Source organism: Enterobacter sp. SM3 (assembly GCF_009811935.2).
Classification (GTDB): domain Bacteria; phylum Pseudomonadota; class Gammaproteobacteria; order Enterobacterales; family Enterobacteriaceae; genus Enterobacter; species Enterobacter asburiae_D.
Window position 1 is genome coordinate 2,761,617 of the sequence record NZ_CP099971.1, and the last position, 14,935, is coordinate 2,776,551.

Here is a 14,935-nt window from a genome sequence, read left to right on the forward strand (position 1 = left end):
TTATGTTAACGCGATAAGCCTTGAAATACAGTCCTGGCGGACATTTCAGGATTATCCTGAAACAGCCCTTTCAGCTCCGGCACGCAGGAGCCGCAGTTCGTACCACAGCGCAGCTTCACCCCCAGCGCGCTGACGGAGTCACACCCTCCGGCAATAGCCTCCCGTATCGCCTTTTCCCCGACGCTGAAACAGCTGCAGATAATGCGTCCCGGATCCGCCACCTTCCCGACGCTCTGCCCGTTCAACAAGGCGTGGCGTTCTGTGGGCAGCACGGGTGGTGAATGAAAAGCGGCTTCAATCACCGCATGCGCCAGCGCCGGTAACGCGGTACCTTCCCAGAAACCCAGCATCAACTGGCCTTCATGCCAGGCCAGCACGCTGCTGCGTTCACCGGCTTGAGCAACCTGCAGCTGCCAGCCCCGGCCGCTGGCGTATTCCATTACCCACGACAGCAGCGGTTTATCGCACGCCACCGTCTGGCGTGAAGCTTTACGCCACCAGTTAACCGAAGAGGGAATTTCCGGCCATTCACGAGCATAGAGTTCCCCCTGCCAGGCGGGCTGCCAGGGCATGATTCTGACGGCGGTTTGTTTACTCTCCGGCTGGCCCGAAACCGGATCGCAGCGCCCTTCCACCAGCGCATTCACCTTTCCCTGGCGGGCAAACTCAGTGTTCCAGTGCATCGGGACAAAAGAGTTCCCTTCACGCTGGCCGTCGCTGATGCGCACTCTTGCCACCATGACGCCTCGCGGCGAGCTGATGCGCGCCAGCTGGCCGTCGCACAGGGAAAACCGAACGGCGTCTCCGGGGCAAACCTCAACAAACGGTTCGGCGATATGCTGCATCAGCCTGGTCACATACCCTGTTCGCGTCATGGTATGCCACTGATCGCGGATGCGCCCCGAGTTGAGAATCAGCGGGTATAACGCGCTGACCGTCGCACCGTGCGGCAGAGGGTTAACGGGAACAATGTTTCGGCGCGGAAAATCCCCCGTCGGCCACTGCCAGGGCTCAAGCCGCTCCCACTCCTCACGGGTTAGCGCAGCCAGGTCATGAAGGTTTAACGCCCGCGCGCCGTCATTTTCGAAGGCCGTCAGCGCCGCATGCTCGCAAAAAATCTCGTGCGGATGTTGCCAGGCAAAGGCCTCGTCGTAGCCCAGCCGTTTTGCAACCTGCGCGACGATCCACCAGTCTGGCTTTGCCTCACCCGGCGCGGGCAGAAACGCGCGCTGGCGCGAAATGCGCCGCTCAGAATTGGTCACCGTGCCGTCTTTTTCTCCCCAGCCCAGTGCCGGAAAACGGATATGGGCGAACCGGCTGGTGTCGGTATCGTTCATCACCTCAGAGACAATGACCAGCGGGCAGCTCGCCAGCGCCTGACACACCGCGTGGCTGTCCGGCAGCGAGACGGCAGGATTGGTGCCCATGATCCACACCGCCTTCACCTCGCCGCGGGCAATGGCGTCAAACAGCTCCACCGCCATCAGTCCCGGGGTTTGCGCCAGCCGTTCCGTTCCCCAGAAACGCGCCACCCGCGAAAGATCGTCCGGCTCAAAGTTCATGTGCGCCGCCAGCTGATTTGCCAGCCCGCCCACTTCCCTTCCGCCCATCGCGTTAGGCTGTCCGGTCAGCGAAAACGGGCCGCAGCCCGAACGGTTAAATTTCCCGCTAGCAAGGTGAACGTTAATGATGGCGCTGCACTTGTCGCTGCCGCTGGAGGACTGGTTGATTCCCATGGTGTAGAGCGTGATGGCCCGGGGTGCCGTCATAAACCAGTCGTAAAACGTGCCAACATCCTGAGGCGAGAGGCCGCAAAACGCCGCCACGCGCTCAACGGGCCACTCATCCGTTCCCTGAATCAGGTTCAGCAGGCCGACAAATAATCCGGCATCGCTCCCCGGCGCAAGCGCCAGATGCAGGTCAGCAATATCACAGGTGGCGGTTCTGCGCGGATCGATTACTACTACTTTCATCTGCGGATTGTTGTGCTTTGCCTGCACCAGCCGCTGATACAGCACCGGATGCGTCCAGGCCGCGTTTGATCCCACCAGCACCACCAGATCGCTGTTTTCCACATCCTCGTAGCTGCAAGGCACGACGTCTTCACCGAAGGCGCGTTTATAGCCAACGACCGCCGATGACATGCAGAGCCGGGAGTTGGTATCAATGTTCGCCGCGCCGATAAACCCTTTCATCAGCTTATTGGCGACGTAATAGTCCTCGGTAAGCAATTGCCCGGACGCGTAAAACGCTACCGCCTGCGGCCCCCATTTGTCGATAATATCCTTGAGGCGCTCGCCTGCCGCGTTCAGCGCCTGCGCCCAGTCCACTTCAAGGCCGTCAACGACCGGGCGCAAAAGCCGCCCCTGTAATCCCGTCGTCTCCCCCAGGGCCGATCCTTTCACGCACAGGCGACCCAGGTTCGCAGGATGGGTTTCATCTCCCCGAACGCTGACCGCTTCACCTTCCACGCGGGCGACCACGCCGCAACCGACCCCGCAATAGGGGCACGTTGTCCGGGTTTCCGTCATGAGGCCTCCGCACGTATCACCAGGGCATCATTTCCAACCCACACTTTGCCGTTCTCAATTTTGACTGGCCAGGCGCGTACCGCGGGTTCGCCGTTTTCCACCTGACAGCCGTCGCGCAGGCGAATACGCTGCTTGTAGAGCGGAGAGATCACCACCGGCTCCCCCGCCGCATCGCCAAGAATGCCGCGTGAAAGCACGTTCGCGCTGCTGCCCGGCTCCCGATCGTCAAGTGCATAGACGGTTTTGCCAAAGCGGAACAGCGCGATCGGCTTACGCCCAAGCCGCGCGCCGATTCCCGCCTGCTCCGGGATATCGTCGATGCCGCAGATTTCCTGCCAGCGCTTGCTTTCATCCGACGGCGCGACGTTCACCGCGGTGCGGAACAGCGCCAGACGGTTGGGATCGTTAAGCGTGGTTTGCCATTCGCACTGATACGTCTCTACCACACGGATCATCTCCTGCTCCAGCTCGTGGGCGATGCCCAGGCTGTCGTTGAGGATCACCTCCCGCAGATAGTCGAGACCGCCTTCCAGGTTGTCCATCCAGGTGCTGGTGCGCTGCAGGCGATCCGCCGTACGAATGTAGAACATCAGGAAACGGTCAACGGTTCGGATCAGCGTTTCATCATCGAGATCGCTGGCGAAGAGATCCGCGTGGCGCGGCTTCATCCCGCCGTTGCCGCACAGGTAGAGATTCCAGCCTTTGTCCGTGGCGATGACCCCCACGTCCTTACTCTGCGCCTCGGCGCATTCGCGGGTACAGCCTGAGACGGCCATTTTGATTTTGTGCGGCGCGCGCAGGCCCTTGTAGCGGTGCTCGAGCCTGACCGCGAGGCCGGTGGAGTCCTGCACGCCGTAGCGACACCAGGTCGACCCGACGCAGGATTTCACCGTACGCAGGGATTTCCCGTAGGCGTGCCCGGTTTCAAACCCAGCTTCCACCAGCGCCTGCCAGATCTCCGGCAGCTGTTCGAGGGTGGCGCCGAAGAGGTCGATACGCTGGCCGCCGGTGATTTTGCTGTACAGGCTGTAGCGTTTCGCAATCTGGCCGATGGCGATCAGCCCATCGGCGGTCACTTCCCCCGCGGGCATGCGCGGCACGATGGAGTAGGTACCGTCCTTCTGGATATTGGCGAAGTAGCGGTCATTGGTGTCCTGCAGCGGCAGGTGTGCCGGTTTCAGCAGATACTCGTTCCAGCAAGAGGCAAGCACCGACCCCACCAGCGGCTTACAAATTTCGCACCCGTGCCCCTGACCGTAGCGGCTGATGAGCTGGTCAAAGGTGCGGATATGGTTGACGCGCACGAGGTGGTAAATCTCCTGGCGCGAGTACGGGAAGTGCTCGCAGATGTCCTTTTTCACCTCCACGCCCTGCGCCGCCAGCTGGAACTCCATGACCTGCTTCACCAGCGCGCTGCAGCCCCCGCAGCCGGTCGCCGCTTTAGTGCACTGCTTAACGGCACCGATATCCGTAGCGCCCGCGCTCACCGCCTGGCAGATATCGCCTTTGCTGACGTTATGGCACGAACAGATCTGTGCTTTTTCCGGCAGCGCCGCCACGCCGAGCGCTTTCGGCGCACTGCCTGACGAGGCAGGTAAGATCAGCGTTTCCGGCTCTTTTGGCAGAGCTATCCCGTTAAGCATCATCTGCACCAGCGTGGCGTATTCGCTGGCGTCGCCCACCAGCACGCCGCCGAGCAGCGTTTTACCGTCGTGGCTGACCACGATTTTCTTGTAGATTTGCTGTGGGCCGTGCGTCCACTGGTAGCTCAGTGCCCCCGGCGTGCGCCCGTGAGCATCGCCAAAGGACGCCACGTCCACGCCGAGCAGCTTGAGCTTAGTGCTCATATCTGCCCCGGTGAAGGTTTTCTCCTCACCCGCCAGCGCGGCGGCGGCCACCCGCGCCATCTGATAACCCGGCGCGACCAGACCGAAAATTTTCCCTTCCCACAGGGCGCACTCGCCAATGGCCAGCACGTCCGGATCGGAGGTGTGACAGCCGTCGTCAATGCAAATCCCGCCGCGTTCGCCGACAGCCAGCCCGCTGCTGCGCGCCAGCGCGTCCTGCGGACGAATACCCGCAGAGAAGACCACCATGTCCGTTTCCAGCTGTTCGCCATCGGCGAAGCGCAGCACCAGCCCGCCGTCCGCGGTGGCGATCTCCGTCGTCGCTTTACTGGTGTGGACGCCGACGCCCAGCGCCTCGATTTTCTTGCGCAGCATCGCCGCGCCGTCGTTGTCGAGCTGGACCGCCATCAGATTGGGCGCAAACTCCACCACGTGAGTTTCCAGCCCGAGTTGCTTCAGGGCATTTGCCGCCTCCAGCCCCAGCAGGCCGCCGCCAATCACTACGCCGCGGCGTGAGCCCTCCGCATGCGCCGCAATGTTGTCCAGATCGTCAAGGGTGCGGTAAACAAAACAGCCCGGCAGATCGTTGCCCGACACCGGTGGGACAAACGGATATGAGCCGGTCGCCAGCACCAGCTTGTCCCAGTGGGTTTCATGCCCGCTGGCGGTACGTACCACATGCGCATCGCGATCGATTGCGACAATCTGCTGCGACAGGCGCAGCTCAATGCCGTTGTCGGCAAAGAAATCGCCGTCCACCAGCGAGAGAGACTCCGCGCTGCGCCCGCCAAAATATTCCGACAGATGCACGCGGTCGTAGGCGGCATAGCGCTCCTCGCCAAAGACAACGATCTGATACTGCTGATGCAGATTGCGGTTAACGCAGTCTTCGAGGAAATGGTGGCCGACCATACCGTGTCCAACCACCACCAGAGTAGGTTTTGTCATAGCGTTCTGTCCTGCAACCTGCGGTTGCGTAGTGAAACGATCGAACAGCCAATCCGCGTGGGCGGGCGCAGCCGTTGCCAGTAAATCGGTAAATGTTGCCGCGCTGCGGCAGTCCCCCATCAGCAGCACGCCAGCCAGCGCCCCCTGATGGATCAGTAAACGACGATAGTGGCGGGTCAGCGGATCCCATGCGCTCCAGACCACGTCGCCCTCCTGCTCTGCCGCGCGACCGAGGCTGAACAGCGCCACGCCGGTCACCTTGAGGCGCACGCCGCTGTCGGTCAGGACAAACGGCGCGGTGACGTCCCCGGCCAGCCGCGCGGCGAGGATATCCGCATGCGCCAGACAGGGGGCGACGAGGCCAAACGTCTGGCCGTCAATTTCGCAGCACTCGCCAATGGCGTAGACGTCCGGCGCGGAGGTTTGCATCTGGTGATCCACCACGATGCCGCGCGCGCAGCGAATGCCGCTGGCCTGCGCCAGCGCAGCGTTAGGCTGCACGCCGGTCGCCAGCACCACGCGAGCGGCGGCGACGCTGCGCCCGTTGAGCAGCGTCACGCTATTTTCGCTTATCGCTGTAATGCCAGAGGCGAACTCACAGCGCACGCCCCGCGCCGCCAGCGCCTCTTCGAGCAGCATGCCCGCCTGCTGGTCCAGCTGCTGCTCCATCAGCCACGGACCGCGATGAACAAGCGTGACGTTGTCACCTGAACGCGCCAGGGCTGCCGCCGTCTCAACCCCGAGCACGCCGCCGCCCAGCACCACCGCCGGACCGGCGATCGCCTGAATGGCCCGGGTATCCTCCAGGGTGCGGAACGTGAAGACATGCGGTGCATCGCAGCCGGGAATTGGCGGAATAAAGGGCGTTGACCCGATGGCGAACACCAGCGCATCCCAACCCAGCGTGCGGGCGGTGGTTCGCACTTCGCGCGTGTCCACGTTCATGGCGATCGCCTTTTCGCCCCGCAGCACCGTCACGCCGCGCGCCTGGTACCAGTCGTCATCCTGAAGACAGATACCCGCCGCCGCTTTTTCACCGCCCAGCACCGGCGAGAGCTGGATACGGTTATAGGCATGCTCCGGCTCGTCACCGATGACGGTGATAGCGAAACGATCGGGGGCACGCCCGGTGAGCGCGGCAATCAGCCGCGTAGCCGCCATGCCATTGCCGATAATGACCAGTCGCATCAAAGCCCCCTCGCTACGCCGCTTTCGGCTGCTTTTCGTAGAGGAAATGCAGGATCTGCTGACGCATGTGGTGATAGCGACTGTCGTCGGCCAGTTGTACCCGGTTACGTGGGCGCGGCAGATCCACGCGCAGGATCTCCCCGACGGTGGCCGCCGGGCCGTTGGTCATCATCAACACCCGATCGGAGAACAGCACCGCCTCGTCCACGTCGTGGGTAATGAGCACGATGGTGGTGTTCAGCGCCTGCTGGATCTGCATCACCGAGTCCTGCAGATGGGCGCGCGTCAGGGCGTCGAGCGCGCCGAAGGGTTCATCCATCAGCAAGACTTTCGGCTTCATCGCCAGCGCGCGGGCAATCCCGACGCGCTGCTTCATGCCGCCGGAAATCTCCCCCGGGCGCTTATACAGGGCGTGCCCCATCTGCACGCGGTCGAGGTTGTGCTCAATCCACTCTCTGCGTTCCACCTTGCTCATGCTGTGGCGAAACACGTGATCGACCGCCAGGGCCACGTTGTCGAAGCAGGTGAGCCACGGCAGCAGGGAATGGTTCTGGAACACCACCGCGCGCTCCGGACCCGGCCCGGCGATTTCGCGGTTGTCGCAAATCAGCCCGCCTTCCGTCGGCAGCGTGATCCCAGCGATAAGGTTCAGCAGCGTCGATTTGCCGCAGCCGGAGTGCCCAATCAGACTGACGGTTTCGCCCTCGTGGATATCAAAAGAGACGTTTTGCAGCGCCAGAAACTCACCGCTGGCGGTGGAAAAACGCTGGCTCACGGCCTGGACCTGAATTAATGGTTTCATGTTCGCTCCTTATTTTTCCTGCCAGCTAAAGCGGCGGGCGATCAGCATCAGCCCCTGCTCCAGCAGCAACCCGACCACGCCAATGATGACGATGGCGATGAGAATGTTTTCGACGTTGAGGTTGTTCCACTCGTTCCAGATCCAGAAGCCGATCCCTAAACCGCCGGTCAGCATCTCGGCGGCGACAATCACCAGCCAGGCGATGCCGATGGAGAGGCGCACCCCGGTCAGCACCGCGGGCAGCACCGCCGGGAAGAGAATGCGGCGCATGATGGTCCACTCGGAAAGCTGCAGCACCCGTGCGACGTTAAGGTAGTCCTGCGGAATGCGGCGAACCCCTTCGGCGGTGTTGATCACCATCGGCCAGATGGAGCAGATAAAAATGGTCCAGCTGGAAGCCGGTTCCGCTTTCTGGAACAGCAGCAGGCCGATGGGCAGCCAGGCCAGCGGGCTAACCGGGCGTAACAGCGCGATCAGCGGGCCGAACATGCGCGAAAAAAAGGTGAAGCGGCCAATCAGGAAGCCGAGCGGGATCCCGGCGAACGCGGCCAGGCCAAAGCCCACCGCCACACGCTGTAATGAGGCGAGCACGTTCCAGCCGATACCCATGTCGTTTGGCCCGTCGCGATAAAACGGATCGGCGAACAGGGTAATGGCGGAATCGAGCGTGCTGAGCGGCGTCGGGAAGCCTTTGCTGTTAATCGCCGCCAACTGCCAGAGCACGACCAGCAGTCCCAGCCCCAGAAACGCCGGAATGATGCGCTGAAGGACCGCGTTGATCCGACGCGCAAACGTCGGCGTACGGCGGCGAACCTGCACGGGTGGCAGGGGGATGACTTCCCCACTCACCGGTGTCTCTTGTGATGTCGTCTTTTGCAGATGCGGCATAATCAGGCCCCTTTACGATGAATGGCGAAACGGTTGGCGTATCCTTCCGGGTCGGTACCGTTCCAGACGGTGCCGTCCATCAATGTGCTACTGCGCAGTGGTGAAGCCGGTGTGGTAATGCCCCCCACCGCCGTGGCGGCATCCTGCCAGACCGCGGTCTGGTTAATGCGCTGTGCGATGCCCGCATAGTCCGGCGCGGCTTTGAGCAAGCCCCAGCGGCGGAACTGGGTTAAGAACCACATGCCGTCGGAGTGATACGGGTAGCTGACGGCCCCTTCGTTGAAAAAGCGGATCGGGTGCGCATCCTGCCAGCGCTGTCCCAGACCGTTGTCGTACTCGCCGAGCATGCGTCCGGTGAGATACTGTTCCTTGCAGTTGAGCCACGCCCGGCGGGAGAGGATCTGCGCGGTTTCGCGTTTGTTTTCCGGGGACGCCTCAATCCAGCGCGCCGCCTCCAGCACCGCGCTCACCAGCGCCCGCGCGGTGTGCGGGTTTTTCTCCACCCAGTCGCGACGCGTACCGAGAATTTTTTCCGGATGGTCGGCCCAGATAGACTGTGACGTGGCGGCGGTAAAACCGATGCGGTCGTTGATGGCTCGCGCGTTCCACGGCTCGCCGACGCAAAAGCCGACCATGTTGCCAATACGCATGTTCATCACCATCTGCGGCGGCGGCACTACTACCGTGCGCACGTCATCAAAGGGGTTAATGCCCGCGCTGGCCAGCCAGTAGTAGAGCCACATGGCGTGCGTCCCGGTCGGGAAGGTGTGCGCGAAGGTATAAGTGCCGGGCGCCTGCTGCCCAATCAGCTTATTCAGCCCATCGAGATCGCGAACGCCCTTCTCTGCCAGATCGCTGGAGAGCGTAATGGCCTGACCGTTCTGGTTGAGGGTCATCAGGTTAGCCATCTGCTGTGGCTTACCGGCGATGCCCAGCTCCAGTCCGTACAGCAGGCCGTAGAGAATGTGCGCGGCATCCAGCTCGCCCGCCACCAGCTTGTCGCGCACCGCCGCCCAGCTCGCCTCTTTGGTGGGCACGATGGTAATACCGTATTTTTTATCAAACCCTTTCAGCGCAGCGATAACCACCGGAGCACAGTCGGTCAGCGGGATAAACCCGATGCGCACCGTTTCCTGCTCCGGTTTATCCGAGCCTGCCGCCCATGCGGCCTGCATGACACCCGGCAACAGCATTGCGCCACTCGCCAGCATGCTGGCCTGCAAAAAACGCCGTCTCGACAAATCCGCCATGACCACTCCTGATAAAAAATCAAAAAAAAGCGCCCACGGTGCCGAAGCACCAGTGGACGCCTTTATCCCGAAGACGGATGCACCGCCGTTGGCGCATCGTCAAAAATGGTTAATCTGATAATGCAAAGTAAATGCCAGGTTTTAACGCACTGTTTTTTTGCGGCGCTTACCGTAATTCCCTCGGCTTTACGCACCGCAATCATGCAGAAAATGCCCACTGACCGTGCAGTTACTCCTTTGGTGTTACCTGCCACAAATTCTTCACCATGAGCAGCGCGCGGGCGATATCCACCATCCTTTGGTTCTTGTCCATCGCCATTTTGCGCAGCGCGGTCCAGGCCTGTTCCTCACTCATATTCTGATGGGTCATCAGCACGCTTTTCGCTTTATCAATAATTTTGCGCTCTTCAAGCGTATCGCGGAGTGATGCCAGCTGGCGGGAGAGCTGGTCTATCTCGCGCGCCTGCTGGCGAACCAGGGTGAGCAACGGTTTTTCCGGATAGCGGATCGGCGGGTCATCCTGTTCATCGGCGGGGAGCGCGTACTCATCGTCACGGTGAATGCATTCGTCCACCGCGACCATCAGATCGGCGATGATCGTCTCCTCCAGCGTGCGCAGATGCTCAAGGCGCGCGGTTTGCAGAGCAAACCAGTTCAGCGCGGTAAGGCCATCATCTGCGGCAGGCTGGCGGGTGCAGGCCACGCGCCGGAGCTGCTCCGTTTCACGATCGGGCTGACAGTGCATTGAAAAGGTGGTCTGAACGTCAGCGGAGCTGTGCGAGAGAAAGATCTCAAAGCAGGCCTGCTGCCCGTCAATGCGGTCAACCAGCCTCTGGCGGGTCACCTCATCGAAAAAGCCCTGCGTAAAGCCAATCGCCCCCAGCGCCCGCTCCTGTCCCGCCAGCTCTTTGCCCTGCATCAGGCTATAAAGCGCGACAAAACGTCCTGCGATTTGCGGATCGTCAATGCTGTCATTGAGTTGCGGCACGATACTGAGCAGATGGCGAAGCATGCGGGAGTAGTGTTCCATCGCCTGCGGTGCCGTTACCGTTTGCTGAATCACACCGTCACGCAGCGCGGGAAGCGTATCCAGACTCAGGAGCGCGCCGCCGATGCGTTCACAGACGGTACTTCCCGGGATCGGCGACTGTGTTTCAAGAATGCCGTAAAGGGCTGCGAGATTTTCATCCACCAGCGCCCGGCTGGCTTTGCATTCGGGGGCGTACAGCTTACCCTGTGAGCAGAGCCAGACGTTGGACGCCCCGCGCTCGCACTGTAACATGTGCACCAGTTGGCTAATGCCGTGCACAAGTACGCCCAGCTGTGCCAGCTTGCTGAACTGCTCCTGACGCATCATTTTTGCGCGCGTGAGCCATTCTGCAGCGCCTGGCGAAATGCCAGCCATTAATGTCATGCTTACTCTCCCGGACAGCGAAACTCGGAAGAATTAAGCAATATTCGTGCCTTTATAAGAACAGGAGTCAACATGCAGAAGATTGTGATCGTCGCCAACGGTGCGGCCTACGGCAGCGAATCTCTTTTTAACAGCCTGCGCCTGGCGATTGCGCTGCGTGAAAAAGAGAGCGACCTGGCGTTACGGCTCTTTTTAATGTCGGATGCGGTCACCGCGGGGCTGAAGGGTCAAAAACCGGCAGAGGGGTATAACATTCAGCAGATGCTGGAGATTCTGACCGCGCAAAACGTGCCGGTGAAGCTGTGCAAAACCTGCACCGACGGGCGCGGCATTACCGGACTGCCGCTGATTGATGGCGTGGAAATCGGAACGCTGGTCGAACTGGCGGAGTGGACGCTGTCCGCAGATAAAGTATTAACTTTTTAATAATAAACTCGTAAAAATATTATTTTCTTATGGACGCGGTTTCAGCATCAAGTTTACCTGCGGGGTTGCCGATAGGCATGGAAACAACACAGCAGGTATTTCACTTATGTTCAGATCGATTCGTGCACGCATCATCGCTGCGACGGCAGGCTGTCTGGTCGTCGCCCTTCTCCTCAATACCGTTATTAACTTTCAGGTAACACGTCAGGATAACCAGCAGTCTCAGCGCGATATCCTGACCAGCACCAGCGCCAGCCATAACATGGCGATTGCCGACTGGGTCAAAAGCAAGATGACGGTGATTGCCTCTGCGCAGACCGTTGCGCTGAGTGACGATCCGGTTCCGGTGTTTAAACAACTTGCGCAGGCGGGTGGTTTTACCAACGTCTATGTTGGCTACGCCAGCAAAACGGCGAAATTCTCTGAGCCGGCGGGCGTCCCGGCGGATTATGACCCGACCATTCGCCCGTGGTATCAGCAGGTGGTCAGCACGGACGGTCCAGTTGTCACCGCACCCTACGTTGACGCGGGGACCGGTAAGCTGGTGGTGACGTTTGCCGTGCCGGTGAAGGAAAATGGCACCCTGAAAGGGGTTGTGGCAGGCGATGTGGCCATGGACAGCGTGGTGGCTAACGTGCGCGGGATCCATCCTACCCCGGCCAGCAGCGGGTTGCTTCTGAACAGCGACGGCAGCGTTATTGCGGCTAACGATCCGGCCCTGACGCTCAAACCCTTTGCTGAGACGATCAAAGGCATTGATTTTGCTGCGTTGAAAAGCGGTAACCTCGTCGACGGAACGCTGAACGACGCTGAAAAAACCTTCGTGGCGACAGCCGTACCGGGCACTAACTGGCTGTTAGTCGTCGCGCTCGACAACGGTGACGCCACCTCCGGCATGCGTTCCCTGCTCAAAGCATCGGCGATTTCACTGGTGATCCTGGCACTCCTGAGCGCGGCCATTGTTCACTTCCTGATTGCCCGCTTGCTGAAGCGTCTGTCCGACATTCGCGACGCGATGCACAACATTGCCAACGGGACTAACGATCTGTCCCAGCGCCTGCCGGACAGCGGCGAGGACGAAGTCGCGCAGATTGCCCAGGCCTTTAACGCCTTCAGCGATAAGCTGTCGGTGGTGATGGTGCAGCTCCGGGATGCCAGTGAATCGGTGAAAAACGCGGCGCAGGAGATTGCCGCGGGTAACCAGGATCTTTCCGGACGTACCGAGCAGGCGGCATCCAGCCTGCGCGAGACGGCCAGCGCCGTGGAGCAGATCACCGCCTCCGTGACCCAGTCGAATGAATCTGCAGCAGAAGCCAACGATCAGGCGAGCAAAGCCTCAGCGGCCGCGGCGCGCGGCGGCGAGGTGGTGTCGCAGGCGATCAGCACCATGCAGTCCATCGAAGTTGCGTCGGCAAAAATTGGCGATATCACCAGCGTGATTGACGGCATAGCTTTCCAGACCAACATTCTGGCGCTGAACGCCTCCGTCGAGGCGGCGCGTGCCGGTGAGCAGGGGCGCGGGTTTGCCGTCGTCGCAGGCGAAGTGCGTAACCTGGCGAGCCGCAGCGCCCAGGCGGCGAAAGAGATCAAATCGCTGATTGATTCCACCACCGACAGCGTGGCAACCGGCTCCCGCTACGTGCATCTTGCAGGGGAAAGCATGGATGAGATCCGCTCCAGCATCGGCAGCGTCTCTGGCATCATGCGCGAAATTTCCATCGCCACCAGCGAGCAGATGAAAGGCATTCACGAGATCAACCACGCGGTGACCCATCTCGACCGCATGGTGCAGCAGAACGCCGAGCTGGTGGTGGAATCCGCCGCCGCCGCGGGTGCCCTGCAGAGCCAGGCGGGCGACCTTGCTGAAACAGCCGGCCATTTCCGCATTTAATTTTATTCCGGCGCGGGTTTTCGGGTAAAACCCGCGCCAGCTGAATGCTTTCAGGCATTTTGTCATTTTTGTTTAAACGTTATGCCATTTTTTGATCAAAATCATCATCCCTCGCCCCCCGCTTTGGTGTTATGCAATGAGTAATTTGTGAACAATATCACGCTCGGGATGGGCAAAATCGACGGGGTAAAAAATGGCACTGGTGAAAACAAGTTTGAAACTGTTTGGCGGGGATACGGTAGTGGTGCGTTGCTCAGAGCGCTGCCGTATTCATCTGATGAGTGCGAAAGCACAAAAACAATCCCAGGCGGATATTCTGACCGTGCAGGATGATAAAGCGTGGCTTACCGTACCGTATACCGGCACGTGGGATGTGCTGATCGACAGCCACAGTCAGTCGCTGGAGCATTCCGTCAGCTACGTGGCGGCATAAGATTAAACGCCCGGCGAGCCGGGCGTATTATCAGGCAAAGCCTGCTCGCAGCGTGCCGTTGAGCGGGTTCCCTTCCAGCAGTGCCTTCACCTTCACCACCAGCTCATTCAGACAGTCGTCCTTCATGCCGAGGCGGGTTAGCTCCTGATCGAGGGAGAAGAGATACTGCGCGTTGGTGCCCAGCGGCCCGCTCGCGGCGGCAATCAACGGAGCAATCACCTGCGTACGGGTATCCGCTTCATACAGCGGATGGCGCGGGTCCATAATAAACACCAGCGCATTGACGGTACGACCGTCGTCCAGTTCCAGCTTGCACCAGCTCGGCATATAGCAGCCGGTGATCATCTCGCGCTTCCAGAGCAGCGTGAGCTCCTCTTCCAGCGTGGTATCCGGAAGGCGATACGCCACGCCCGTGGTGCGCCCGCCCTCTTTCAGTGCAAGCATGCGCCCCGGCTGGCACGCGCTGCCGCGTCCGGCCGTCAGGCGCAGGCAAAATGCGCGATGCCAGCCAGGCAGCGTGCCCGTTGCCGATTCGACAAATTCCAGAGCCGGGTTCCACATCAGGGAGCCGTAGCCAAAAATCCATACCGGGCCATCATCCGGGCGGCAGGCAAGCGTGGCAGCGAGTGACGCCGCACGTTGTTCAGCTGACCAGAGAAGCGATTCCTCAATAGCACCAAATGCCGTCTTACAATCTGCCTTCATTAAGAAATCACGCGTTAACACTTTCCACCTCCGCCACTGCATGCTTCCTTGCGACATCTGTAATTCGCCTTCCCGGCATTATGTGCTGGTCATTTTGCCAGCAGTTAAATAACGATAAGCAATTAGCGGACCAGTTGCAATACAACGGAAGTTCAACCGCCTGAAAAGTCAAAATGAAGGCAGCGAATTATTTCACGGCTATTTCTTTTTATGCCATTTATCGTCGTCTCCTTTCTCATATTCATGTTTTACGGCGGCCCAGGCGACTTTGTGCGCCGTCTCTTCACGGCTGGCATCATCCCGGCGATCGTCCTTATCTTTGTATTGATCCCAGGCGCTGTTAAACGCCTCTTTGTAGATATCCTGCGCATGGGCGGGCAGCACGTTTTGCACGTTATCGGGTAATTCGCGTTTCGTTTTATAGGGCATCACTGACCTCTCTTTTGGCTAAAGAGATAAGTGTGGACGACGATATGGCAGCGTGCCACTCCGCGATAATTTATGAATACATACTATTTATAATTCGTTGTTATTTAATGAATATTAAATAGAGACAGCAAATTATAGACATCAAACAGAAAAATCATGACAAAGGGTAAAATTAAGTAAAAA

General features: G+C 60.0%; 11 protein-coding genes. 3 read left to right on the forward strand and 8 right to left on the reverse strand.

Translation table 11 applies throughout. The features are described from left to right. Positions 1 to 5: 5 nt before the first annotated feature. From GVO84_RS13015 to nasR, 6 genes are all read right to left on the reverse strand, one after another. Entirely contained in the window at positions 6 to 2,531 is a 2,526-nt protein-coding gene (locus GVO84_RS13015) for a nitrate reductase (protein ID WP_159514370.1), read from the reverse strand. Then, complete coding sequence (gene nirB / locus GVO84_RS13020; RefSeq protein WP_159514371.1) at positions 2,528 to 6,514, reverse strand: nitrite reductase large subunit NirB; 3,987 nt, start codon at positions 6,512 to 6,514, stop codon at positions 2,528 to 2,530. Before nirB ends, GVO84_RS13015 begins: the two co-directional genes overlap by 4 nt. A 13-nt stretch (positions 6,515 to 6,527) precedes the next feature. Next, positions 6,528 to 7,316, reverse strand: coding sequence for an ABC transporter ATP-binding protein (locus GVO84_RS13025; protein WP_159514372.1), 789 nt, complete (start codon positions 7,314 to 7,316; stop codon positions 6,528 to 6,530). Positions 7,317 to 7,325: 9 nt separating this feature from the next. Then, positions 7,326 to 8,204 (reverse strand): nitrate ABC transporter permease, encoded by an 879-nt coding sequence (ntrB, locus tag GVO84_RS13030; RefSeq protein ID WP_121424052.1) that lies wholly within the window; start codon positions 8,202 to 8,204, stop codon positions 7,326 to 7,328. A gap of 2 nt (positions 8,205 to 8,206) precedes the next feature. Continuing rightward, on the reverse strand, positions 8,207 to 9,454 hold the full coding sequence (locus GVO84_RS13035) for a CmpA/NrtA family ABC transporter substrate-binding protein (protein WP_159514373.1): 1,248 nt from the start codon (positions 9,452 to 9,454) through the stop codon (positions 8,207 to 8,209). A gap of 229 nt (positions 9,455 to 9,683) precedes the next feature. After that, positions 9,684 to 10,868 carry a nitrate regulatory protein NasR gene (gene nasR, locus GVO84_RS13040; RefSeq protein ID WP_159514374.1) on the reverse strand — a complete coding sequence of 395 codons (1,185 nt, stop codon included), beginning with the start codon at positions 10,866 to 10,868 and terminating at the stop codon, positions 9,684 to 9,686. A gap of 72 nt (positions 10,869 to 10,940) precedes the next feature. On the opposite strand from nasR, the gene GVO84_RS13045 reads away from it, so the two are divergent. The 3 genes from GVO84_RS13045 to GVO84_RS13055 all read left to right on the forward strand — a co-directional run bounded on the left by GVO84_RS13045 (position 10,941) and on the right by GVO84_RS13055 (position 13,618). Then, entirely contained in the window at positions 10,941 to 11,294 is a 354-nt protein-coding gene (locus GVO84_RS13045; RefSeq protein WP_008499522.1) for a DsrE/DsrF/TusD sulfur relay family protein, read from the forward strand. A 106-nt stretch (positions 11,295 to 11,400) separates the two neighbouring features. Continuing rightward, positions 11,401 to 13,185 (forward strand): methyl-accepting chemotaxis protein, encoded by a 1,785-nt coding sequence (locus GVO84_RS13050; protein ID WP_159514375.1) that lies wholly within the window; start codon positions 11,401 to 11,403, stop codon positions 13,183 to 13,185. A 193-nt stretch (positions 13,186 to 13,378) separates the two neighbouring features. After that, positions 13,379 to 13,618: a DUF1883 domain-containing protein gene (locus GVO84_RS13055; protein WP_013096243.1), complete on the forward strand. Its 240-nt coding sequence runs from the start codon at positions 13,379 to 13,381 to the stop codon at positions 13,616 to 13,618. A gap of 30 nt (positions 13,619 to 13,648) precedes the next feature. Here the strand turns inward: GVO84_RS13055 and GVO84_RS13060 are convergent, their stop codons facing one another. Beyond that, positions 13,649 to 14,344, reverse strand: coding sequence for a gamma-glutamylcyclotransferase (locus tag GVO84_RS13060; protein ID WP_159514376.1), 696 nt, complete (start codon positions 14,342 to 14,344; stop codon positions 13,649 to 13,651). A gap of 177 nt (positions 14,345 to 14,521) precedes the next feature. Then, complete coding sequence (chaB, locus tag GVO84_RS13065) at positions 14,522 to 14,752, reverse strand: putative cation transport regulator ChaB (protein ID WP_008499518.1); 231 nt, start codon at positions 14,750 to 14,752, stop codon at positions 14,522 to 14,524. Between the last annotated feature and the right edge of the window lie 183 nt (positions 14,753 to 14,935).